At 68.0% G+C, this 21,488-nt stretch carries 23 protein-coding genes; 11 read left to right on the top strand and 12 right to left on the bottom strand.

Annotated elements, in window-relative coordinates:
- Positions 1-34: 34 nt before the first annotated feature.
- Complete coding sequence (locus ACFYO1_RS18190) at positions 35-1,045, bottom strand: helix-turn-helix transcriptional regulator (protein ID WP_387232156.1); 1,011 nt, start codon at positions 1,043-1,045, stop codon at positions 35-37.
- 53 nt (positions 1,046-1,098) lie between these two features.
- Between ACFYO1_RS18190 and ACFYO1_RS18185 the strand changes: the two genes are divergently transcribed.
- Positions 1,099-1,785 (top strand): TIGR03086 family metal-binding protein, encoded by a 687-nt coding sequence (locus ACFYO1_RS18185; protein WP_387232154.1) that lies wholly within the window; start codon positions 1,099-1,101, stop codon positions 1,783-1,785.
- A gap of 212 nt (positions 1,786-1,997) precedes the next feature.
- Here the strand turns inward: ACFYO1_RS18185 and ACFYO1_RS18180 are convergent, their stop codons facing one another.
- The 6 genes from ACFYO1_RS18180 to ACFYO1_RS18155 all read right to left on the bottom strand — a co-directional run bounded on the left by ACFYO1_RS18180 (position 1,998) and on the right by ACFYO1_RS18155 (position 6,342).
- On the bottom strand, positions 1,998-2,972 hold the full coding sequence (locus ACFYO1_RS18180; protein ID WP_387232152.1) for a glycine betaine ABC transporter substrate-binding protein: 975 nt from the start codon (positions 2,970-2,972) through the stop codon (positions 1,998-2,000).
- Positions 2,969-3,751 (bottom strand): ABC transporter permease, encoded by a 783-nt coding sequence (locus ACFYO1_RS18175; protein ID WP_387232150.1) that lies wholly within the window; start codon positions 3,749-3,751, stop codon positions 2,969-2,971. The genes ACFYO1_RS18180 and ACFYO1_RS18175 overlap by 4 nt, the downstream gene beginning before the upstream one ends.
- Positions 3,748-4,947, bottom strand: coding sequence for an ABC transporter ATP-binding protein (locus ACFYO1_RS18170; RefSeq protein WP_387232148.1), 1,200 nt, complete (start codon positions 4,945-4,947; stop codon positions 3,748-3,750). Before ACFYO1_RS18170 ends, ACFYO1_RS18175 begins: the two co-directional genes overlap by 4 nt.
- A complete protein-coding gene (locus ACFYO1_RS18165) occupies positions 4,940-5,590 on the bottom strand; it encodes an ABC transporter permease (protein ID WP_387235195.1) in 651 nt (216 codons plus the stop codon). Before ACFYO1_RS18165 ends, ACFYO1_RS18170 begins: the two co-directional genes overlap by 8 nt.
- Positions 5,591-5,695: 105 nt before the next feature.
- Positions 5,696-6,088, bottom strand: coding sequence for a type II toxin-antitoxin system VapC family toxin (locus ACFYO1_RS18160; protein ID WP_387232146.1), 393 nt, complete (start codon positions 6,086-6,088; stop codon positions 5,696-5,698).
- Positions 6,085-6,342 (bottom strand): type II toxin-antitoxin system VapB family antitoxin, encoded by a 258-nt coding sequence (locus ACFYO1_RS18155; RefSeq protein ID WP_387232144.1) that lies wholly within the window; start codon positions 6,340-6,342, stop codon positions 6,085-6,087. Before ACFYO1_RS18155 ends, ACFYO1_RS18160 begins: the two co-directional genes overlap by 4 nt.
- Positions 6,343-6,583: 241 nt before the next feature.
- Here ACFYO1_RS18155 and ACFYO1_RS18150 point away from each other — a divergent pair, with 241 nt between their 5' ends.
- From ACFYO1_RS18150 to ACFYO1_RS18140, 3 genes are all read left to right on the top strand, one after another.
- Positions 6,584-7,159 (top strand): CHAP domain-containing protein, encoded by a 576-nt coding sequence (locus ACFYO1_RS18150; protein ID WP_387232142.1) that lies wholly within the window; start codon positions 6,584-6,586, stop codon positions 7,157-7,159.
- Positions 7,160-7,392: 233 nt separating this feature from the next.
- Entirely contained in the window at positions 7,393-8,520 is a 1,128-nt protein-coding gene (locus ACFYO1_RS18145) for a hypothetical protein (protein WP_387232140.1), read from the top strand.
- Between the two features lie 283 nt (positions 8,521-8,803).
- Positions 8,804-9,511: a DUF1906 domain-containing protein gene (locus tag ACFYO1_RS18140; RefSeq protein ID WP_387232138.1), complete on the top strand. Its 708-nt coding sequence runs from the start codon at positions 8,804-8,806 to the stop codon at positions 9,509-9,511.
- Between the two features lie 4 nt (positions 9,512-9,515).
- On the opposite strand, the gene ACFYO1_RS18135 is transcribed toward ACFYO1_RS18140, so the two are convergent.
- Both ACFYO1_RS18135 and ACFYO1_RS18130 read right to left on the bottom strand, forming a co-directional pair.
- On the bottom strand, positions 9,516-9,875 hold the full coding sequence (locus tag ACFYO1_RS18135; protein WP_150402302.1) for a hypothetical protein: 360 nt from the start codon (positions 9,873-9,875) through the stop codon (positions 9,516-9,518).
- A gap of 121 nt (positions 9,876-9,996) precedes the next feature.
- The gene (locus tag ACFYO1_RS18130) at positions 9,997-10,785 is read right to left on the bottom strand and encodes a hypothetical protein (RefSeq protein ID WP_387232136.1); all 789 of its coding nucleotides are present in this window, start codon (positions 10,783-10,785) and stop codon (positions 9,997-9,999) included.
- A 299-nt stretch (positions 10,786-11,084) separates the two neighbouring features.
- Between ACFYO1_RS18130 and ACFYO1_RS18125 the strand changes: the two genes are divergently transcribed.
- On the top strand, positions 11,085-12,350 hold the full coding sequence (locus tag ACFYO1_RS18125; protein WP_387232134.1) for a mannosyltransferase: 1,266 nt from the start codon (positions 11,085-11,087) through the stop codon (positions 12,348-12,350).
- Between the two features lie 6 nt (positions 12,351-12,356).
- Here ACFYO1_RS18125 and ACFYO1_RS18120 read toward each other — a convergent pair whose 3' ends face one another.
- Both ACFYO1_RS18120 and ACFYO1_RS18115 read right to left on the bottom strand, forming a co-directional pair.
- The gene (locus ACFYO1_RS18120; RefSeq protein ID WP_387232132.1) at positions 12,357-12,653 is read right to left on the bottom strand and encodes a 4a-hydroxytetrahydrobiopterin dehydratase; all 297 of its coding nucleotides are present in this window, start codon (positions 12,651-12,653) and stop codon (positions 12,357-12,359) included.
- Between the two features lie 96 nt (positions 12,654-12,749).
- Positions 12,750-12,926, bottom strand: coding sequence for a hypothetical protein (locus ACFYO1_RS18115; RefSeq protein ID WP_167768842.1), 177 nt, complete (start codon positions 12,924-12,926; stop codon positions 12,750-12,752).
- 153 nt (positions 12,927-13,079) lie between these two features.
- On the opposite strand from ACFYO1_RS18115, the gene typA reads away from it, so the two are divergent.
- The 6 genes from typA (at position 13,080) to ACFYO1_RS18085 (ending at position 19,936) form a co-directional block, all read left to right on the top strand.
- Positions 13,080-14,978, top strand: coding sequence for a translational GTPase TypA (gene typA / locus ACFYO1_RS18110; RefSeq protein ID WP_387232130.1), 1,899 nt, complete (start codon positions 13,080-13,082; stop codon positions 14,976-14,978).
- 12 nt (positions 14,979-14,990) lie between these two features.
- Positions 14,991-16,775, top strand: coding sequence for an ABC transporter family substrate-binding protein (locus ACFYO1_RS18105; RefSeq protein ID WP_387232128.1), 1,785 nt, complete (start codon positions 14,991-14,993; stop codon positions 16,773-16,775).
- Positions 16,772-17,647, top strand: coding sequence for an N-acetyl-1-D-myo-inositol-2-amino-2-deoxy-alpha-D-glucopyranoside deacetylase (gene mshB / locus ACFYO1_RS18100; RefSeq protein WP_387235191.1), 876 nt, complete (start codon positions 16,772-16,774; stop codon positions 17,645-17,647). The genes ACFYO1_RS18105 and mshB overlap by 4 nt, the downstream gene beginning before the upstream one ends.
- Positions 17,648-17,825: 178 nt before the next feature.
- Positions 17,826-19,295: an amino acid permease gene (locus ACFYO1_RS18095; protein WP_387235188.1), complete on the top strand. Its 1,470-nt coding sequence runs from the start codon at positions 17,826-17,828 to the stop codon at positions 19,293-19,295.
- A 45-nt stretch (positions 19,296-19,340) separates the two neighbouring features.
- Positions 19,341-19,499, top strand: a complete 159-nt coding sequence (locus ACFYO1_RS18090) for a hypothetical protein (protein ID WP_364722276.1) — start codon at positions 19,341-19,343, stop codon at positions 19,497-19,499.
- On the top strand, positions 19,496-19,936 hold the full coding sequence (locus tag ACFYO1_RS18085) for a hypothetical protein (protein WP_387232126.1): 441 nt from the start codon (positions 19,496-19,498) through the stop codon (positions 19,934-19,936). Before ACFYO1_RS18090 ends, ACFYO1_RS18085 begins: the two co-directional genes overlap by 4 nt.
- Here ACFYO1_RS18085 and ACFYO1_RS18080 read toward each other — a convergent pair.
- The gene (locus ACFYO1_RS18080) at positions 19,933-21,429 is read right to left on the bottom strand and encodes a PH domain-containing protein (protein ID WP_387235185.1); all 1,497 of its coding nucleotides are present in this window, start codon (positions 21,427-21,429) and stop codon (positions 19,933-19,935) included. The two genes, ACFYO1_RS18085 and ACFYO1_RS18080, sit on opposite strands and share 4 nt — an antisense overlap.
- Positions 21,430-21,488 lie beyond the last annotated feature (59 nt).

The following is a 21,488-nucleotide window of genomic DNA, read 5'->3' as shown; positions in this document are numbered from 1 at the left end:
GCCTTGGTCGCGCGGTACCCGATCTTCTCGGTGATCATTCGTCCCGAGTTCGGTGAGATGTTGTGGGGCTGGGGGTTTCGGGTGGGACGGCGTTCGCGTAGCGGCGGGCGAGGGTGCGGATGTGGTCGACCAGTTCTGGGGGGTTGTCGACGCGGAAGTCCATCATCAGCATGCTCAGGTAGATGGCGAGGGTTTCCAGGGCGTCGGCGCCGGTGATCAGGACGCAGGTGTCGGCATCGACCGCCTCGACCACGCCGACCGCCGGATTGATTCTGGCGATGACGGTTTCGGCGGGAGCCAGGACGGTGACCCGGGCGTGCACCTTCCAGCCGGTGCTGGCGATGTGGCGCATGACGAAGGCGACCAGGTCGTCGTCGGGGAGCGCGCGGGCGGCGAACCGGCGAGTTCCCGGGGCGGCCTGCCGGATCCGGGCGACGGGAATCGCAGTCCAGGAATGGGTTTCGAGGTGGTAGGCGACCAGGTACCAGCGGCGCTGCCAATTGATGAGCCGATACGGTTCCACTTCTTCGCCGCGGTCCTGTTCCGCCTGCTCGATCAGGACTGTCGCGGCGTCGCGGACGGCGCCGGCGAGCGTGGTCAGGATGGCGGCGGGGACCGGGGCGTCGGGCTCGCGTGAACCGGTGGTGGCGGGGCCGATCGCGGTGGCCTCGCGCAGCGCGGTCACCTTGCGCTGCAAGCGTTTCGGCAGGATCTGGTCGAGTTTGGCCAGGGCACGGGTGACGTTGTCGGTGATGTCCGCGATTCCGGTCGCGCCGTCCTCGGCCAGGCCGACGGCGACCGCGACCGCGACGGCCTCATCGTCGTCCAGGAGCAGCGGCGGCATGGTGGTGCCGCGACCCAGGCGATAGCCGCCGACGGCCCCGCGTTGCGCCTGCACGGGATAGCCGAGTTCGCGCAGGCGCTGGATGTCGTTGCGCAGCGTGCGGTCGGTGATCGCCAACCGGTCGGCGAGCTCCCTGCCGGTGTGCGCGCGATCTTGGAGCAGAGCTAGCAAACGCAGCACGCGAACTGTGGTCGGCGTCACATTTTACCTCCGGATTATTAGGAACGAAACTAGCCTAATAGACACATAAGCTGATGTCAGAAGCAAGGAAAACCCTCTCGAAAGGCCCGGACATGAACGTCACCACCACCTCCATCGCCACCCTCCAGCCGGTGTGGCGCGACGTGCTCGCGGAGTCCTACCGCGCCCTGGCAAACGTGGTCGCCGGTGTCGGCGACGACCAGTGGCAGCTGCCGACGCCGTGCTCGGAGTGGACGGTGACGCAGGTGATCCAGCACGCCGCCGGCGATCAGCTCGCCTACGCCGCGGCGCTCGGCATCGGCGCCGGCCCCGCCTACAACCCGTTCGATCCCTCCGGCACCATCGATGGCTCGCCGTCCGCGCTGGTCGAGGTGGCCATCGAGCAGACCACCGCCGCGTGGGCGACCGTCGCCGACGACACCGAGACAGTGCCGACCCCGCTGCCGCACGGTGCGCTGCCGACATCGGTCGCCGCGGTGATGTGCGCGCTGGACGCCGCCGTGCACGCCTGGGACATCGCGATCGGCACCGGTCAGGCGTCGCCGCTGACCGAGGAGCTCGCGGGTTACCTGCTCACCGCCGCGCGCACCGGCCACCCCGCGCCCGGCGGCGGTCAAGAAGCGGAAATCGTTGAGCCGCTGCGTCAGTGGGGCGCGTACGCGGACATCGTCGACGGTGCGCCGGGGGAAAGCACGGTTGCCGAACTGCTGCACTACCTCGGCCGGGTGCCGCGGGTCTGATGCCCTGCGGCGCAGGGCTACCGGGCCGCGCTCGCGTGCGGTCGCCGGTCGCGCGTCCCTCGATCTCCCGCACCTGAATCGAATTCAGTGTGCGGGAGATCTTTTGGTGTGCCGTCGCATGGTTTGCCTGATAGCGCCGTGGTCGCGGGCCGCAAATGGATACCTGCCTATGTGATGCCGCAGGCGGGATCCATTGGCGCGCAGACGAATAGTCAGCGGGCGGTGACGAATCCTTCCGCGACCATCCAGTCGCGGGCGACGTCGGCGGGCTCGCGGCCTTCGACATCGACCTGCCGGTTCAGCTCGGTGATGGCTTCGTTGGTGAGGCGCTGCGAGATCGGCGCCAGGACGGTGGCGACCTGCGGGTGCGCGTCGGCGAAGGACTTGCGCATCACCACGGCCGCGTTGTATTTCGGGAAGAAGCGCTGATCGTCTTGCAGCAGAATGAGATTCAGCGCGGGAATGCGACCGTCGGTGGCGGCCACGGAGCCGAACTTGCACTGTTTGCCGTCGGCGGTCGCCTGATAGACCACGGCGTCCTGCACGATCTGTTTGCGGACCTTGCCGACTTCGATGTTGTATTTGCGGGCCAGGCCCGGGTATCCGTCCTGGCGCACATTGAATTCGGTGCCGACACAGGTCGCCGCGGCATCCGGGTCCTTCGCGATCAGCGCGGCGTAGTCCGACAACGTCCGCACCCCGGTCTCCTGTGCGGTGGCCTGGCTCATCAGCAGCGCGTAGGTGTTGTTCATCGGCGCCATGTCCGTCCACACCATGCCGTGTGCGGCGAGGTCGGCGTCGCGGACGGCGTTGAACTGTTCCACCTCGTCCGGGATCGGGGTCTCTTTGCCGAGGTAGTTGATCCAGCCGGTGCCGGTGTAGTCGTAGGCGACGTCGATCTGCCCGTGCAGCTGGGCGTCGCGCAGGCTGTTGGAGCCCTGGATGTTCGTCAGGTCGCGCACCTGCGCGCCGGCCGCCGACATGGCGAATTCGACGATGTAGCCGAGGATGTTCTGCTCGGTGAAGTCCTTGGACCCCACGATGATCCGCACCCCGTCGAGTTCCGGAACCGCGACGATGCTGCCCGGCCCCACCCGAAGCGGTACCGCGCCACCGGATTCCAGGCCGCAGGCCGCGATCAGCAGCACACCGGCCGCCATTGCCACCCCCCGCAGGCGCCGGTTCATGTGAGCCCCCTCGGCCCGAGGAACTGTTCGGCGAGCGCGCCGAGCCAGTCGACCAGCAGGGCGAGCGCGACCGCGAGGACGGCGCCGACCACCAGCGTGACGTTGTCGCGCAGCTTGTAGCCGGTGTCGATCAGGATGCCGAGACCGCCCGCGCTCACCAGGAACGACAGCGTCGCGGTGCCGACCGCCAGCACCAGCGAGGTGCGCAGACCGGCCAGGATATAGGGCACCGCGAGCGGAAACTCGATGCGGCGCAACACCGTTACCGCCGACATCCCCTGGCCGCGGCCGGCGTCGGTGAGCGTCTGATCCACCTGCTGGTAGCCGAGGATCGTATTGCGCAACACCGGAAGCAGCGAATAGAACGCGATCGGCGCGACACCGATCCAGAAGCCGGTGGTGCGGGTGGCCAGATAGAACAGCACGATCAGGCCGATGGCCGGTGCGGCCGCACCGATATTGGCGATGCCGACGAAAACCGGTGCCAGACGGCGATATCCGGGGCGGGTGAGCAGCGTGCCGAGCGGCACCGCGACGGCGATGACGATCAGCACGACGGTCACCGAGATCAGGATGTGCTGCCAGGTGACGGTCACGATGTTGCGGGTGTTGAGGCTGGCCTGCTGGGTGGTGGTCAGGTCGCGGGCGAAGGCCCACACCAGCACGCCCGCGGTCAGGACCAGCACGACCACCGGCTGGACGAGCAGCCGGATGCGTTCGGCCCGGCGCTGCGCGGCGGGCGCGGAGGTCGCGGGCGGGGTGCCGGTGGGCGCCGTCACGGCGCGTCACCCGCCGCGGGACGTCCGGAGCCGTGTTCGGCGCGCATCGCCGAGAGATGGGCGACCAAGGTGTCGATGTTGATCAGCCCGACGTATTCGCCGCGCTTGCCGGTGATTACCGCGTTCGCCGTCTGATCCGCGAGCAGAGCCTCCAGCGCGTCCTGCAAGGTCGAGCGCAACGAGAGCGGTTCGCCGACCGGTGTTCCGGTGCCGCGCAACGAGTCGGCGTGCGCCAGATGGTCGGCCGAGACCCAGCGCAGCGGCCGTCGTTGCCGGTCGAGCACCAGCGCCCACGGCCAGTCCTGTTCGGCCAGCGCGGTCCGCAGCGCCTCGACCGGCTCGTCTTCGACGGCGGTCGGGCACTGCCCCATGTCGACGTCGCCGACCCGGGTGAGGGTGAGTTGCTTGAGCGAGGCGTCCGCGCCGACGAAACCGGCGACGGTGTCGTCGGCCGGATCGGCGAGGATCGCCGCCGGGGTGTCGTATTGCAGGATGCGGGACTGGTTGCCCAGCACCGCGATTCGGTCACCGAGCTTGACCGCCTCGGTGAAGTCGTGCGTGACGAAGACGATGGTCTTGCCCAATTCGCCTTGCAGCCGCAGCAATTCGTCTTGCAGCAGGCCGCGGGTGATCGGGTCGACCGCGCCGAACGGCTCGTCCATCAGCAGCACCGGCGGGTCGGCGGCGAGCGCGCGGGCCACCCCGACGCGTTGCTGCTGACCGCCGGACAGCTGGCGTGGGTACCGGTCGCGATAGGTGCCGGGATCGAGGCCGACCAGGTCGAGCATCTCGTCGACCCGGGCGGCGATCTTCTTGCGGTCCCAGCCGATCAGACCCGGCACGGTCGCGACATTCTTGGCGACGGTCATGTGCGGGAACAGTCCGGCCTGCTGGATCGAATAGCCGATGCCGCGGCGCAATTCGTCGGGATTCATCGTCGCCGCGTCGCGGCCGCCGATGGTGATGGTGCCCGAGGTCGGCTCGATCAGCCGGTTGATCATCCGCATCGTGGTGGTCTTGCCGCAGCCGGACGGCCCGACGAGCACGACGATTTCGCCGGCCGGGATGGTCATCGACACCTCGTCGACGGCAGGTTCCCGCTGGCCCGGATAGCGTTTGCTGACCGCGTCGAGCACGATCTGCTCGCCGGACACCGCCGATTCGACGCCGCCGGAACGGGTTTCGGTGTCAGTCACGGATTCCCCTCGAGGTGGTGAGTCGTCCGGCGAGGACATAGATCCCGTCCAGTACGAGCGCGAGTACGACGATCAGCACCGTGCCGACCAGGGCCTGCGGCACCGCGTTCGGGCTGCCGAGGCGGGCGAGTCCGGAGAAGATCAGGTTGCCGAGCCCGGGACCCTTGGCGTACGCGGCGATGGCGAGGATGCCCATGATCAGCTGCGTGCTGACCCGGATGCCGGCCAGGATGGCGGGCCAGGCGAGGGGAAGTTCGATGGCGGTGAGCACGCGCAGGCGGTTCATGCCGACGCCGCGGGCCGCGTCGGTCACCGCGGGATCCACCGAGGACAGGCCGATGATCGTGTTACGCAGGATCGGCAGGAGCGCGTAGAGCACCAGCGCGGTGATGGTCGGCGCGACACCGAGGCCGAGCACCGGAATCAGCAGGCCGAGCAGCGCGAACGACGGCACCGTGAGGATGGCGCTGGCGACGGCCGTCGAGATGGACGAGCCAAGGGGGCTGCGGTGCACCAGGATTCCGATCAGCACCGCGACCACGGTCGCGATCAGCACCGACTGCAACACCGCCGACACATGCAGGTAGGAGTCGATGAGCAGCTGATGTCGCCGGTGTACTACGAAGGTCCACAGCGTGTCCAGGGTCGTACCTCCCCGTCGCCCGGTGTCCTGGGAGGGTAGCGCGGATTCGCTTCGCCCGGACGGTATTCTGGGCGGCGGCGCGCCGCCCGGAACCGAGCCCCGAGGTCAGACCGCGGATCTGATATCGGTGTGGACGAAGTCGTTGCCCTTGTAGAGCAGCGGCTTCTTGGTGACGGTGGCGAGTGCGTAAGCGAAGCAATCGCCGAGGTTGAGCTGTGCCTTATGGCCGCTGCCCTTGCCGAAATCGCGGTATGCGGCGCGGGCGATCACGGCCTGTTCCAATGAGACTGGAGCGAGTTCGATGTCTCCATCGTCGATCAACTCCGCGAGGCGACGCGCGATGATCGGGTCCGGATCGCGATCCACCTTGATCGCCACTTCGAAGTGGTTGACCACCGACATCGACCGGCTCTCCGCCGCGTCGAGTGCGTCGATGAAGCTGGCTCGCTCTGGTTCCTTCTTGATGATGGCGAGCAGCGCCGATGCGTCGACGATCATGCGGGCAGCCCCCGATCGTCGTAGAGATCATCGGTGGTCAGCAAGGCGCGGGTCTCCGGCGTCATCCTGGCGTCGATATCCGCCACGATTTCCCAGAGCCGTGCCTTGCGCGTCTGCCGTGCGGTTTCGCGCTCGGCATCGAGTTCTTTCAACATGCGTTTCAGTGCCTCCTCGACAACGCTGGTTTGGGACATCCCCGTCCGTTCCGCTGCCTCACGCACCAAGGCGTGCACCTTCTCGTTTTTAATATTCAAACTCACAATAATCTACCCTTCTGGGCCGGAGTGGTAGACAATATACCTTGGTTCCATTGGTGGGCAAAATCGTTTTTCCGCGGGAACCGTTCGGGCCGCTCGTTCGTCCAATCCAGCAAGGGCCGAGACCGGCCGCGCGCACCACGAATCTGGGGGAGACATGACGGAACAGCAGGTCAGAGGCTCGCACCGAGTACCGCAACGTAACGCGGGGCCCCAGCACGAGCGGACTGGTCGACGGGTGGGTCCGTGGCTCGTGGCGGGGCTGGTGGTGATCGCCCTCGCGGCCGCCGGAGTAGTGGGGGTCCGCTGGTGGCAAGACCACTCGAAGCCACCGGCCATCGTCGGCGAACGCAGTACCGCGTTCCCCGCGATCGACGGGACGGCGCTCGATCCGACCCAAGCCAAGATCGTCGCCGTGACCGCCCAGGAATTCCGTAGCCCCGGTTCGGGCGGGAAGTACGCCGAAGGCGTGAGTGAACCCTGGTGTGCGGACTTCGTCAGCTGGGTGATGCGGGAGTCGGGGGCACCGCTGGCCAACCCGAACTCGGGTTCGTGGCGAATCCCGGGCGTCTACACATTGCAGGAGTACTACGCGAGTGCCGGTCGGTTCGCCCCGATCGGCGGGTATCAGCCGCGCACAGGTGACGTGCTGATGTACGACAGCACCAGCCCATTCGGCCAGCACACGAACATTGTGCTCAAATCCGAGGCGGGGGTGGTGACGACCATCGGCGGCAACGAGTTCGGCGAGGTGAGTATCCACACGTTCGCGCTGGCCCAGGTGCCGGGGATCGTGGGATTCGGCCGATTGTGAGCAAGATTGCCGGCCGTCGGCGGTAGCCGGTGCGCGCAGACGGCCGATGAGCGCGCGCGATAGCCCTACGATGGATAGTGACGGCGCCCGGCAGCGTCGTCGCCGATCCCCGCCCTGCCTCCCCCTCATCGGCAGGACGGGGATCTCGGGTTCAGACTCGTGCAAGTTCTGGGCAATGTCGGTCGCGTACCGTGTCCGTTGTCCATCGAGCGGTGAGGGTTCCGGAACATCTGATGCAGTCGACCGACGAACCGAGTAGCGATCCGGCCTGGATCGACTATGCCGATTTCGGCGAACGCTTCGTCACGCACGCGGTGACGAAGGACCGGATCGAGGCCGCGGTGTCCGGGATGACCGGGCGCGGCATGACGATCGGCCCGTTCTCCCTCGGCCCGGCCGGACTCGCGGGATTCGTCGCCGAGGGCAAGGTCGGCACGCCGGAGGTGCTGCACAGCGGGCCGCACGTCACGTTCGACGTGACCGTGCCGGTGTCGCTGACGTTGAAGGTCATGCTCGGCGGCAAGAAGCTGCGGCTGGAAGCCAGGGTCGAGATCGACCTGACCCTGCACGCGCGCACCGCCGACCCGTTGCTGATCGTCATCGATATCCCGCCGGTCAGCCAGCAGGATGTCAGTTTCGTGCTGCGCGCCCAGGCGATGGACGCCGCGGGGGAGATGCTGCTCGACCCGATCGCGGGCCTGGTGCAACGCGAGGTCGCGTCGCGAGTGAACGCCATGCTCGCCGATCCGCAGGCCCGCCGCGGCCGGGTCTTCGACGTCGAGGCCATCGTGAGCGGCACCCGGTCGGCGCATCGGGAGCAGGCGGAGTTCGACTGGATCGGCTACGACGAATTCGGGCACCGGTTCTTCTCCCGCATCGTCACCCGCGACCGGGTGTTCGATGTGGTGGAGCGGATGGCGGGCCGGCCGATCGAGATCGGGCCGCTGAAGACCGGACCGGGGAAGTCGGCGACGGTCACGGTGCGGGGCAGCGTCCGGGTGCCGCAGCTGGACGACAAGACGGACACGCCACGGTCTTTCGACCTGACGCTGCCGGTCAGCCTCGACATCACCGTGGACGTGCTCAAGGCCAACCGCTACCGAGCCGACGTGGAGGTGCCGCTGGTGCTGACCGCGCGCGCCGCCGACCCATTGCTCGTGGTGATCGATGTGCCGCCGCCGGACCAGGACGACATCCGCCTGGAATTCAAGGCGCACGGTGTGCGGGCGGCGACGCTCGGTGCGCTCGCGGGCATCAAGAAGCAGGTGATCGCCCAGGTGGCGAGCGTAGTCAGCAAAGAGCTGGCCGACAGTTCCGGTCGCACGATCGACGTCGCGGCGCGCATGAGCGGCGTGCGGTAAGCGCGACCAGCCGGAGTTCGGACCGATACCCACCCCCACACCAGTGTGACCAATGTGAACGGGTGTGTCCCATGGGTCTAGCGGTTCCCATGTGAATATGGTGAAATAAGTACACGTTCGAGGCTCCCGGCGCGTGCGTACATGTTTGGGGAAGGTGCGCCGGGCACGCTGCGCTACGAGCGACGGGCCGGAGGGGCGGCGGAGCGTGATCACGCGAGGACCCGTGAGTGTCGCCAACTGAACACAGCCATCCACGGTCGGGGTTGCGCGAAGGAGTCCTGCGATGCGTTCCAGTTCTGTATCCCGGCGTGAGCTATTCGGGTATGCCGCAGCGGCAGCCGCGATCGGCCTGACCGTTTCCGCGAAGCCCGCTTCCGCCAATTCGTTCGGCACCCTGATCGACTACGCGGGCGGCGTGCCGTCGGCCGAGTCCATCCGGGACGCCGGACATCTCGGCGTGATCCGCTACGTCTCGGATCGGCGGCCAGGCGCGGAATGGATGGAGGGCAAACCGTTGCGCGCCAACGAGGTCGACGAATTGCACGCGGCGAACCTGCAGATCGTGTCCTGCTATCAGTTCGGCAAGGGGCCGACCGCGGACTGGCGGGGCGGCCTGGAGGCGGGCAAGAAACACGCCCAGCGCGGGCTCGACCTGCACCTCGCCGCGGGCGGTCCGGACGACGTGCCGATCTACGCGTCCATCGACGACAACCCGACCGCCGTCGAATTCGCCACCATGATCGCGCCCTACCTACTCGGCTGGCAGTCGGTGCTCGGCAAGGCGAACACCGGCATGTACGCCAACGCGCCCACCATCGAACTGGCCCGCGCCGCGGGCCTGTGTTCCTGGTATTGGCAACACAATTGGGGTTCCAACGGCGTCGTGCATCCCGCCGCGCACCTGCACCAGTTCGAGATCGACAAGCGCTCGCTCGACGGCATCGGCATCGATCTCAACCACGCGCTCGCCACCGAGTACGGCCAGTGGTGAACCGCTAGGTCTGGCAGTGGCTCAACGGCGCTTCGCGCAGGTCGGGTTCCTCGTCCGGCACCACCCGCAAGGTCGGGCGCGAGTCCGGCGCCTCGTGATCGCCGAGCCAGGAGAACAGCGACCAGCGCGACAGGCCGGAGAACGCCGAACCGAGGCTGGTGAATGAGAACGAGGAGATGGCCGACCCGAACGAGCCGACCGACCCGATCGACAACACCGAGCCGACGCTGCCGATGGACAGGATCGAGTAGGCCGAGCCGATGGACAGGATCGAGCCCTCGGACCGGATGGACAGTATCGATCGATGCGAGCGCCTGCTCCGGATGGAGCGGCCGGGCCGTATCGAATGTTCGATCGTCGCCATAGTTAGCGGTCTACCACAAACACCATCCGTGCATCGGTCATCGCGGCGTTTCTCCGTAGTGGTGTCGTAAAAACGACAAGGGCGGCGACTCCGAAGAGTCGCCGCCCTTGTACGTCAGAACCTATGCCACGGTGAAGAAGCCCAGCGTCGGCAGGAACGAGCAGGTCCGCGGGTCGGCGTCGTCGGCCTTGGTGGTCAGCGAACCGGAGATGACCGCGACGACGCGGCCCGCGCCGGTGTCGGCGATCGCGGACAGGGTGGCCGGGCCACCGGGGTTGATCTTGGCCTCGTCGGTCAGCGGCAGCACACCGGACTGCCGGGTGTCCAGGTTCATCCATTGCACGGTCATCGGCGGATTCTGTTCCACCGTCGGCGCTTTGGTGCCGAGCGCGGTGAAGACGAACCCGGCCTGACCGGCCTTCGGTCCGGGCGGCGGCAGCTGGGCCGGGCCGGCGACGGCGAGCGCGGTGCCGATCGAGTCGGCGGTCGGACCGATGCAGCCCTTGCCGATCGTCGGGTAGAGGAACTGGGCGATGACCGGCCCCTCCTGCGGCAGCTCGGGGCCACCGCCGCCGCTGCCGTCGAGGAAGGTGATGATCCGTTCCAGCGTCGACTTGATCTGCGGCGGAAGTGCCAGCGTCGCAAGCAGTTTGCGGGCCTGGTCGAGGATGGCCGACTGCGGGCCCGCCGCGATATCGGCGGGGCCGGCGATCGAGCCGACGATGGCGGGGGCCAGGGCGGCGAGGGCATCGACCGGGACGCCCTCCGGGACCATGGGCACGGTGTTCGGAGTCGCCGCAGGCGCGGGCGCGGGCGCCGCGACAGCTGTCGTCATCGGCGCGGCAAGCGTGGCGCTCGCCGCGATGGCGAGCGCGGACAATGCAATCCGCGTTCCTCGGGTGCGAAGCACTGGTCTAGCCGTCCTTACCTCGGGTACATCTGGGGTCGATGCTGAAAAGCCATCGTTTCGGGGGTCACTCTAGGGACATCGCGGCTATGTGTACAGCCGCGTCGCCCTACAGGTGCTGCGGACGATCAGTGTTATCAGACGGTAGCGCGCTACTGGTGTTGCTGGTGTGAAAGGTGATGCAAATGTTATCAGTGATTCGGAAGGGATCTGCTGATACGAGGGCGCGGCGATCGGGATCGGCGCTGCGGTTAATCTAGTGCCAGCCATCCATTCTTGTCGCCGAACACCCGCATCGCCGGGTGCCGGGCCGACCTACCGCACCCGAGTCGAAAGCCTGCGATTTGAACCGTCAACTCCGATGGGCTGTCTCGGCACTCGGTCTGTCCGTGCTGGCGCGGCTGCTCTGGATGTTCTTGAACAAGAACGGGCTCAACGTCGTCGACCTCCACGTGTACGTGGACGGGTCGGCCTCGCTGCTGACCGACAAGCTCTACGACTTCACCTACGCGGAGAAGACGCCGGACTTCCCGCTGCCGTTCACCTATCCGCCGTTCGCCGCGCTGGTCTTCTTCCCCCTGCACTATCTGCCGTTCACCGCCGTCGCGGTCGGCTGGTTGCTGGCCACCGTGGCCGCGCTCTACGTGGTCGTGCGCATCGCGTTGGAGCTGATCCTCGGCGCGGAGCGGGTACGCGAACCCGGCTGGCAGGCCGCGACGGTCGGCTGGACCGCGCTCGGCATGTGGATGGAACCGGTGCGCACCACGATCGACTACGGCCAGGTCAATGTGTTCCTGGTGCTCGGCGCGATGATCGCGGTGCGTAGCTCGCGCTGGTGGTTGTCCGGCGGGCTGATCGGGGTCATCGCCGGGATCAAGCTGACCCCGGCGATCAGCGGTCTGTACTTCGTCGCGCGGCGGCGCTGGCTGGCGGTGGTCTGGTCGGCGGTGGTCTTCGGCGCGACCGTCGGGATCAGCTTCCTGATCGCCCCGCACGAGGCGCGCCGCTACTTCGGCACGCTGCTCGGCGACGCCGACCGGATCGGCCCGGTCGGCTCGGTGTGGAACCAGTCGCTGCGCGGCACGCTGAGCCGGATCCTCGGCTACGACGTGCAATCCGGGCCCTGGTGGATGGCCGGCGTGCTGGTGGTCGCGGTGCTGGCGTTCTTCGCCTGGCGGGCGCTCGGTCCGGACGACCGGATGGGCACGCTGATCATGGTGCAGCTGTTCGGGTTGCTGGTCTCGCCGATTTCCTGGTCGCATCACTGGGTCTGGCTGTTGCCGATGGTGCTGTGGTTGCTGTACGGACCGCTGCGGCGGGCGCCGGGGGCCAAGCTCATCGCGGGCTACTGGCTGGTGAACACGCTGATCGGGGTGCCGTGGGTGCTCTCGTTCTTCCAGGATTCGATCTGGACGATTCCGCGGCCTGCCGTGCTGGCCTGGCTCGGCGCGGTGGACGTGCTCGGCGCGCTGGTGTTCTTCGTCTGGGTGATCCGGGTCGGCCGTCGCGTACAGCCCGAGCCGGAAGCGGCGGCGCGCGTGACCGAAGGCCAGGCACGCGCCGCCTGAGCCGGGTCAGCCGAGCTGTGCGGCCAGTCGATCGATCGTGCGGGCCGCCTCGACGTCCAGCGCGGTGAGGCCGCCGGAATCATGGGTGGACAGCGCGAAGGAGACCTTGCGCCAGCGGATATCGATGTCGGGATGGTGATTGGCGGCCTCGGCCGCCTCGGCGACCTGGCGGACCAGTTCGATGCCCGCGAGGAACGTGGGCGCCTGGACGGTGCGGGTCAGCACATCGCCGTCCCTGGTCCAGTCCGGCAGATCGGTCAGTGACTGTTCGAGTTCGGTTTCGGTCAGCAGCGGGGCGCTCATAACCCGGTTCTACACCCGCGCCGGGAGTGATGTCCGTCATTGCCGGAAGGTTCGAGTGCGCCGGGGTACCCGGCCGGTCGGACGGGGCCGGGGAGGTCAGGCGGCGCGGGCTTGCTTGAGCGCTTTTTTCAGGTCCTTGCCGCAGATGCCTGCGGCTTCGCACTTCTTCATACGCATAATGACCACAGGGCATTTCAGGCAGCGCGTCTTTTTTCGACAGCACTTCTTCTTCGGTTTCAGGCGCGAAACCTGCTTAGCCTTGACCTTGCCCATGTCGGTTAGCATACCCTTAGTTACGTGCCTGGCGCGGAGGGGTGACCGGAACGCAGGTAGGGTGTATATGGCCGCAATGCCCGGTGAGTTTCGATTCTCCACCTGTTTGCAGGGGTCGGCCGGTACCTACACCTAACAGCAGGAGGATTCAGCGTGTCGTCTGCGCGCGATTTTCGCAACGTCGCCATCGTGGCGCACGTCGACCACGGTAAGACGACGCTGGTCGACGCCATGCTCCGCCAATCCGGCGCATTCGCCGAGCGGGCCGAGCTCGTCGACCGGGTGATGGACTCCGGCGATCTGGAGCGCGAGAAGGGCATCACCATTCTCGCGAAGAACACCGCGGTGCACCGGCACCACGCGGACGGTTCCGTCACCGTCATCAACGTGATCGACACCCCCGGCCACGCCGACTTCGGTGGCGAGGTCGAGCGCGGCCTGTCCATGGTCGACGGCGTCGTGCTGCTGGTGGACGCCTCCGAGGGGCCGCTGCCGCAGACCCGGTTCGTGCTGCGCAAGGCCCTGGCCGCGTCGCTGCCGGTGATCCTGGTGGTCAACAAGACCGACCGGCCGGACGCCCGGATCGAGGAGGTCGTCGAGGAGAGCCACGACCTGCTGCTCGACCTGGCCTCCGATCTGGACGACTCCGCGGCCGAGGCCGCCGAGCTCGCGCTCGACCTGCCGGTGCTCTACGCCTCCGGACGCGCGGGCAAGGCGTCCAAGGAGCGCCCGGAGAACGGGCACGAGCCGGACGCGGAAAACCTGGACGCACTGTTCGACGTGCTGCTCAACAACATCCCGGCGCCCAAGGGCGACCCGGCCGGACCGCTGCAGGCGCACGTCACCAACCTCGACGCCTCCGCGTTCCTCGGCCGCCTCGCGCTGGTCCGCATCTACAGCGGCGAGCTGCGCAAGGGCGCGAACGTCGCGTGGATGCACGGCGACGGCGTCAAGCAGGTCAAGATCACCGAACTGCTCCAGACCATCGGCGTCGAGCGTCAGCCGGCCGAGGTCGCGGTGGCCGGCGACATCGTCGCCATCGCGGGCATCCCGGAGATCATGATCGGCGACACCCTGGCCGACCTGGAGAACCCGGTCGCGCTGCCGCGGATCAGCGTCGACGAGCCGGCCATCTCGGTGACCATCGGCACCAACACCTCGCCGCTGGTCGGCCGGGTGCAGGGCCACAAGCTCACCGCCCGCATGGTGAAGTCGCGCCTCGATCAGGAACTGGTCGGCAACGTGTCGCTGCGCGTGCTCGACATCGGCCGCCCGGACGCCTGGGAGGTGCAGGGCCGCGGTGAACTCGCGCTGGCCATCCTGGTCGAGCAGATGCGCCGCGAAGGCTTCGAGCTGACCGTCGGTAAGCCGCAGGTGGTCACCAAGCTGGTCGACGGCAAGGTGCACGAGCCCTACGAAGAGCTGACCGTCGACTGCCCCGACGAGTACCTCGGTGCGGTCACCCAGCTGCTGGCCGCCCGCAAGGGCAAGATGGTGCAGATGGCCAACCACAGCGCGGGCTGGGTGCGGATGGAGTTCATCGTCCCCTCGCGCGGCCTCATCGGTTTCCGCACCGACTTCCTCACCGACACCCGCGGCACCGGCATCGCCAACGCGGTCTCGCACGGGTACGCGCCGTGGGCCGGCGAGATCCGGGCCCGCCACACCGGCGCGCTGGTCTCCGATCGGTCCGGCACGGTGACCCCGTTCGCGATGATCCAGCTCGCCGATCGCGGCCAGTTCTTCGTCGAGCCGGGCGCGGACACCTACGAGGGCATGGTCGTCGGCATCAACCCGCGCGCCGAGGATCTCGACATCAACGTCACCCGCGAGAAGAAGCTGACCAACATGCGCAGCGCGACCGCGGACGTGTTCGAGACGCTGGCCAAGCCGTTGCAGCTGGACCTGGAAGCCGCGATGGAGTTCTGCGCCGACGACGAGTGTGTCGAGGTGACTCCCGAGGTGGTCCGGGTGCGCAAGGTGATCCTGGGCGCGACCGAGCGTGGCCGCGAACTGTCGCGTCGAAAGGCTCGGGACCGGGCCGCGCTGTAAGTCGCGGGTAGAGTGCGCAGCGTGAGCACGGGGGCAAGGAATCGCGCCACGTGGCGCGCACTGCTGATCATCGTGACGGCGTCGTTGACGGTGTTCGCCGGCTGTACGGCGAACCCGCCACCGCCGATCGAGACGACCGACAGTCCGAAGACGACGCAGGCCAAGCCGGGCAAGAGCACGGTGGTCGTCGCGATCGACACGATCGGGATCGGATTCAATCCGCATCTGCGCTCGGATCAGTCGCCTGCCTCGGCCGCGTTGAGTTCGATGGTGCTGCCGAGTCCGTTCCGCCCGGTGCCGAGTCAGTCGGCGCCGGGCGTCACCGACTGGGTGCCGGATACGTCGTTGCTCGCCTCGGCCGAGGTCAGCGCGCAGGATCCGTTCACCATCACCTACACGCTGCGCAACGAGGCGAACTGGTCCGACGGTGCGCCGATCGCCGCCGAGGACTTCCAATTCCTGTGGCAGCAAATGATTTCCCAGCCCGGCGTGACCGACTCGGCGGGCTACCGGCTGATCACCGACATCGGCTCGGCCGACGGCGGCAAGCTGGTCACGGTGAAGATGCGGGAGCCGTATCCGGCCTGGCAGCAGCTGTTCACCAATCTGCTGCCCTCGCATCTGATGAAGGATTCGCCCGGGGGGTTCCAGGACGGCTGGGTGAAGAGCATCCGGGTGTCCGGCTCGCAGTTCGCGATCAAGAACGTCGATCCGCAGCGGGAGGAGGTCCTGCTGGAGCGCAACGCGCGCTTCTGGGGCACCCCGGCCGCCCCGGACGAGATCCTGCTGCGACGCGGCGGCACGCCGGCGCAGCTGGCGGAGTCGTTGCGCACCAACGACGCTCAGATGACGCTGGTGCACGGCGGCGTCGCGACGCAGGCGCAGCTGGCCGCCATCCCGTCGGTGCGCACCGCGATCATGCCGCAGTCGCGGGTGCTGCAACTCGCGCTGAACGCCAGGACCGGACCGGTGAGCGACATCCGGGTCCGCCGCGCCGTGCTGGCGCTGCTCGATCCCGCGCTGCTCGCCACGGTCGGCGCGCAGACCGGTGGCTGGGTGGAACCGGCTCGCGCACAGATACTTTCGCCGTCCGATCCCGGCTACGCGCCCACCTCGCCGCCGCGGCCGCCGGCCGAGGAATCGTTCGCGTTGCTCGCGGAGGCAGGCTATGGCCGTGCGCCGGAGGCGCCGCCGGTGAACTCGCCGACCTCGCCCGCGCCGACGCCGCGCCCGGTCGCGAAAAACGGTAAATCCCTGTCGATCCGGATCGGCGCGGCCGAGGGCGACACCACCGCCCTCGCGGTCGCCAATACCGCCGCCGACCAATTGCGCAGTGCCGGAATCGATGCCACGGTACGCAGCGTCTCCGCCGATCAGCTCTACGGGCGCGAGCTCGTCGAAGGCACGGTCGACGCGATAGTCGGCTGGGAGCGTGCGGGTTCCGATCCGGCCACCGTGCTCGCGTCCCGATACGGTTGCCCGCCACCGGAACCCGGCACCGGGACCGCCGGTACGGCGCAGCAGAGCTCGGATCCGGCGCGCCGCGCGCCCGCCAACCTCTCCGGCGTGTGCGACCCGGCCCTGCAGCTGCCGATCGACGAGGCGTTGCGCGGCATCGAGACCGGCCGGGTGCTGGCCGAGGCCGAGCCGAAGCTGTGGGAGCTGGCCACGGTGCTGCCGATCGTGCAGGACAACGTGGTCGCCGCGGCCGGCCCCCGGGTGGACGGCGCGTCGCTCAGCGGCAGCATCCAGGTCGGCATCTTCGGCGACGCGGGCCAGTGGCGCAAGATCCAATGACCGGCGGCCTGCTGCTGGTGCACGCGCACCCGGACGACGAATCCATCACCACCGGTGGCACTATCGCGCACTACCGGCGCCGTGGCGTGCCGGTGACCGTGGTGACCTGCACGCTCGGTGAGGAGGGTGAGGTCATCGGCGACGAGTGGGCCCAGCTCACCGCCGACCGCGCCGATCAACTCGGCGGCTACCGCGTTCTCGAACTGACCCGGGCCCTGCAGGCCCTGGATGCCGCGCCGCCGCGTTTCCTCGGCGGTGCCGGCCACTGGCGCGATTCCGGCATGGCCGGCACCCCGGCGGCGGAGAAGCCGGGTGTGTTCGTGAAGTCGGGTGAGGAGGCCGTGCGCGCGCTCACCGAGGTCATCCTGGAACTGCGCCCGCAGGTGGTGATCGGCTACGACCCGAACGGCGGCTACGGCCACCCCGACCATATTCGCGCCCACCAGATCGCCACGGCCGCAGTGCATTCCGCCGCCGAGCAGGGCTGGGACACGCCCAAGTTCTACTGGACCGTCACCGACGCCGACATGCTGCGCCAGCACACGAACGCGCTGGCCAAGCGCACCGTGGACGGGTTGCCCGGCGCTTTGCCGTCGGGCTGGCGGCTGCCCGCCGAGGGCGAGCTGGCGAGCGTGCCGAGCCGCACCGTGACCACCACCATCGACGTGTCCGACGCGCTCGCGGCCAAGCGGGCCGCGCTGCGGGCGCACGCCACGCAGGTCACGGTGGCGCCGTCCGGCCGCGAATTCGCCCTGTCCAACAATGTTGCTCAGCCGGTACTGCCGGAGGAGTGCTACACCCTGGTACGCGGACGACGCGGACCGGTCGGTACGGACGGTCGTGAACATGATCTGCTCGCCGGCCTCGAATAGCGAACTTCCAGCGATCCGGCGGCTGGCTGTTCGTACTTCCTGCTGGAATTCGGCGTACTCTTCGAATGTGCCCTGAGCTGCGAATATTCGTAGCTTGAGGGTTGCTGTTACCTCGAAATCTTTCGCCGGGTACCGTTCCCGTGATCTCGAATTCATCGATGTGGAGGCGAAGCGGTTCATGACGGCGGTCGGCGACAAGGCTCACCTCAGCCTCGAGGACGAGGGTTATCACAAGAGTCTCAAACCGCGGCAGCTGCAGATGATCGCCATCGGTGGCGCCATCGGCACGGGGCTGTTCCTCGGTGCGGGCGGCAGGCTCGCCAATGCGGGACCGGGACTGTTCCTGGTGTACGGCGTCTGCGGATTCTTCGCGTTCCTCATCCTGCGCGCGCTCGGCGAACTCGTGCTGCACCGGCCGTCCTCCGGGTCGTTCGTGTCCTACGCGCGTGAGTTCTTCGGCGAGAAGGCCGCGTTCGTGGCCGGCTGGATGTACTTCCTCAACTGGTCCATGACCGGCATCGCCGACACCACCGCGATCGCCCAGTACTTCCACTACTGGTCCGGATTCAGCAGCATCCCGCAGTGGCTGCTCGCGCTCATCGCGCTGGTCGTGGTGCTCAGCATCAACCTGATCTCGGTGAAGTGGTTCGGCGAGATGGAGTTCTGGGCCGCGCTGGTCAAGGTGTTCGCGCTGAGCGCGTTCCTGATCGTCGGCACGATCTTCCTGATCGGCCGGTTCACCGTGCAGGGCAACCCGACCGGGCCGAGCGTGATCGCAGACAACGGCGGCCTGATCCCGACCGGCATCATGCCGTTGGTCGTGGTGGTCTCCGGTGTCGTATTCGCCTACGCGGCGGTCGAATTGGTCGGCACGGCGGCGGGCGAGACGGAGAACCCGGCCGAGATCATGCCGCGCGCGATCAACTCGGTGATCTTCCGCATCGCGGTCTTCTACGTCGGTTCGCTGGTGCTGCTCGGCCTGCTGCTGCCGTACACCGCCTACACCGCCAAGGAAAGCCCGTTCGTCACCTTCTTCACCATGCTCGGCGTGCCCGGCATCGGCAGCGTGATGAACCTGGTCGTGCTCACCGCCGCGTTCTCCAGCCTCAACGCCGGACTGTATTCGACCGGACGCATCCTGCGGTCCATGTCGATGAACGGCAGCGCGCCGAAGTTCACCGGCGTGATGGGGCGCAACGGCGTTCCCTACGGCGGCATCCTGCTGACCAGCCTGATCGCGCTGGTCGGCATCGCGCTCAACGGCGTGGTGCCGGACCGCGCCTTCGAGATCGTGCTGAATCTCGCCTCGCTCGGCATCGTCGCCTCCTGGGCCACCATCGTGCTGTGCCAGTTGCAGCTGTGGCGGTGGAGCAAGCAGGGCAAGGCGGAACGGCCGTCGTTCCGCATGTTCGGCGCGCCCTACACCGGGCTGCTGACGCTGGTGTTCCTGTTCTTCGTGGTGGTGCTGACCGGCTTCGACTATCCGGTGGGCACCTGGACCGTCGCCACGCTCGTGCTGATCATCCCCATGTTGATCGTCGGCTGGCTGGTGGCGCGGAAGCGAGTGCTGGCCATCGCCGAGGAGCGGGCGGGCTACACCGGCGAGTTCCCGGTGGTGGCCAACCTCCCGGTCGACGGCGAGAAGTGATCATGCGGGGCACGGCCGCCGCGATGCCGGAATAGACTCGCTGCCATGTACAACTGGTCGGTCCAGGACGCGATCGTCGCGTTCGTGGACAGCATGAAGCCGAACTGGCAGGCGCAACACGACCTGTATCTGACGGTGCTGTACGGGTTCGTCGACATGCAGAGTCATCTGTTGACCCTGCTCGGCTTCCCGCCGGTGCCGTGAAGACGGCCGTCGACGGTCAGCCGGGCGGCCGCGCGCCCGTCTCCTATCTGGAGTCGCCCGCCCCGGTGGCGCCCTGGTTGGCGCCGCTCGTCCTCGTGGTGCTGGTGATCGACGCGTTCATCACGCTGGCGCTGGAAGTGCTGTATCTGCCGACCTACTTCGGCAGCACCGCGTTTCCGTTGTCGGGGGTGCTCGCGGGCGTGGTGAACATCCTGCTGGTAATGGGCGCCCGCGCCGTCTCGACCCGGGTCGCGGCGATGTTCCTGCCGTTGGCCGCCTGGACTTTCGGTTTCCTCGTGTGCGCGAGCACCGGCCCCGGCGGGGACATCATGCTGGCCAGCGACTGGCGCACCGTGCTGCTGCTGTTCTGCGGACTGGTGCCGCCGCTGATCTATATCTACATCCGGATCAATTCCGGGCTGTTCAGCCGGCGTTAGCGCTCGCCGAGCTGCCCCGGCGTGACCGAGTCGATGAGGGCCCAGGCTTCATCGATCGGAAGGTCGAGCACGTGGTAGCGCTTCTTGCCCGCGGCCGCCGCCGCGACGACGGTGGCCACGCCGGCCCGGCGCTGGAAGAACGACTGCCGGACGGTCCAGCCGATCACGCCGGGCGCCTCCAGGCAGTCCCGGTCGCGGCCCAGTGAGCCGGACCGGGCGATCAACCAGGCTGGGCTGGTAGGGGTTTCGGGCAGCACGGTGTGGCCGAGGCCGCGATACCGGTCCTCGGCCAGCGCGATCGCGACCGGAACCGACAGCGCCGGAATCAGATACCACCACGGCGAAAAGCCCGCGCCCGCAACCGAGAAGCCGAGCATGACGAGGGTGGCCACGGCGATCGGGCCCAGCGTGCGGGTGTACCGCCTGCGCCGCGCGATCGGCCCGTGCGGGACCAGCGGCGCGCTACCGGGTGTCGGACCCGCGGCCGGCGGAATCGCCTTGTCCTGGAACTCATCCGGCGCGAGCAGATGGCTCAACGTGTGTTCGATGGCGGTGCGCGGCGCCTGCGGAAGAATCTTCTGCCGGGGGCTCGCCCCGACCATGATGGCCTCCAGTTCGGCCGCACCGGCCAGCCGCAGCAGCAGTGGCTCGTTTACCGTCGCGCCGCGGAAGCGGGCCAGATCCAGGGTGATCTGCCGGGTGGTGAACAAGCCGTGGCGTAGGTGCAGCGTCCGGCCGTCATCGATTACCCGCAGGCCGAAATACGTGGTCAGATAACGCGCACAGGCCGCCAGGCTGACGATGAGCACGATCACCACGATCAACCCGGCGGTGCCGATCGCGATGAGCGCCGCGCCGCCGTTCTCCACCCGCCGCACCGCGTCCGAACGGAACAGCACCTGCCCGACGCCGTACTGGAACGCCAGGCCGACGATCGGCGCGATGATCGCGAAACCGGTCAACGACAGCGGCGCGTACCGAACCCAGCCCGGATTCCAGTGCGCGATCTCGCGTCCGGGTTGTGCGTCCTGGCTTTCGGGGCCGGTCGAGTCATCCGGAAGGGGTTGCCCGGCAACGCTTTGCGCCGTCTGCCCTGTGTGCGCGAGCAACGCGGTGCGCAGGTCGGGCACCAAACGCGCGTCCAGCGCGTCCAATTTGAACTTCTCGCCCGAATCCGCCTGCTGCCCGGTGCCGATGGCCAGCACCGCCAAGCCGAGCAGCCGGTGCAGCAGGTCCGCCTCGATGTCCACCGACCGGATCCGCGACCGCGGCACCGCGAGCTTCTTGCGCTGCACCAGCCCGGTGCGCAGCTCGACATGGGTCGGCCCGACCCGATACGTGGTGGTGAACCAGCGGGTGAGCGCGAACCCGACGATCAAGGCCAGCGGGATGACGCTCCACACGTGGTTGCCGCTGCTGGTGCCGAGGATCACCGACCCGATCAGCACCGGGATGAACTTCACCACCTCGGTGACCGGATGTACCAACAGCATTCGCTTGTCCAGCCGCGACCACGGTTGATCGGTCTCCGGCGCGACGGCCTGCACAGCAC

It is taken from the genome of Nocardia sp. NPDC006044 (assembly GCF_042871115.1).
Classification (GTDB): Bacteria; Actinomycetota; Actinomycetes; order Mycobacteriales; family Mycobacteriaceae; genus Nocardia.
Note: the sequence above shows the minus strand (reverse complement) of the source record. Positions and strands in the feature narration are given on the sequence as shown.

What these genes read in the sequence shown, in the direction of transcription:
- ACFYO1_RS18185 (WP_387232154.1), top strand. Translation starts at nt 1,099, where the DNA reads ATGTCAGAAGCAAGGAAAACCCTCTCGAAAGGCCCGGACATGAACGTC.
- ACFYO1_RS18180 (WP_387232152.1), bottom strand. Translation starts at nt 2,972, where the DNA reads ATGAACCGGCGCCTGCGGGGGGTGGCAATGGCGGCCGGTGTGCTGCTG.
- ACFYO1_RS18160 (WP_387232146.1), bottom strand. Translation starts at nt 6,088, where the DNA reads ATGATCGTCGACGCATCGGCGCTGCTCGCCATCATCAAGAAGGAACCA.
- ACFYO1_RS18145 (WP_387232140.1), top strand. Translation starts at nt 7,393, where the DNA reads ATGCAGTCGACCGACGAACCGAGTAGCGATCCGGCCTGGATCGACTAT.
- ACFYO1_RS18140 (WP_387232138.1), top strand. Translation starts at nt 8,804, where the DNA reads ATGCGTTCCAGTTCTGTATCCCGGCGTGAGCTATTCGGGTATGCCGCA.
- ACFYO1_RS18135 (WP_150402302.1), bottom strand. Translation starts at nt 9,875, where the DNA reads ATGGCGACGATCGAACATTCGATACGGCCCGGCCGCTCCATCCGGAGC.
- ACFYO1_RS18120 (WP_387232132.1), bottom strand. Translation starts at nt 12,653, where the DNA reads ATGAGCGCCCCGCTGCTGACCGAAACCGAACTCGAACAGTCACTGACC.
- ACFYO1_RS18115 (WP_167768842.1), bottom strand. Translation starts at nt 12,926, where the DNA reads ATGGGCAAGGTCAAGGCTAAGCAGGTTTCGCGCCTGAAACCGAAGAAG.
- mshB (WP_387235191.1), top strand. Translation starts at nt 16,772, where the DNA reads ATGACCGGCGGCCTGCTGCTGGTGCACGCGCACCCGGACGACGAATCC.
- ACFYO1_RS18095 (WP_387235188.1), top strand. Translation starts at nt 17,826, where the DNA reads ATGACGGCGGTCGGCGACAAGGCTCACCTCAGCCTCGAGGACGAGGGT.
- ACFYO1_RS18090 (WP_364722276.1), top strand. Translation starts at nt 19,341, where the DNA reads ATGTACAACTGGTCGGTCCAGGACGCGATCGTCGCGTTCGTGGACAGC.
- ACFYO1_RS18080 (WP_387235185.1), bottom strand. Translation starts at nt 21,429, where the DNA reads ATGCTGTTGGTACATCCGGTCACCGAGGTGGTGAAGTTCATCCCGGTG.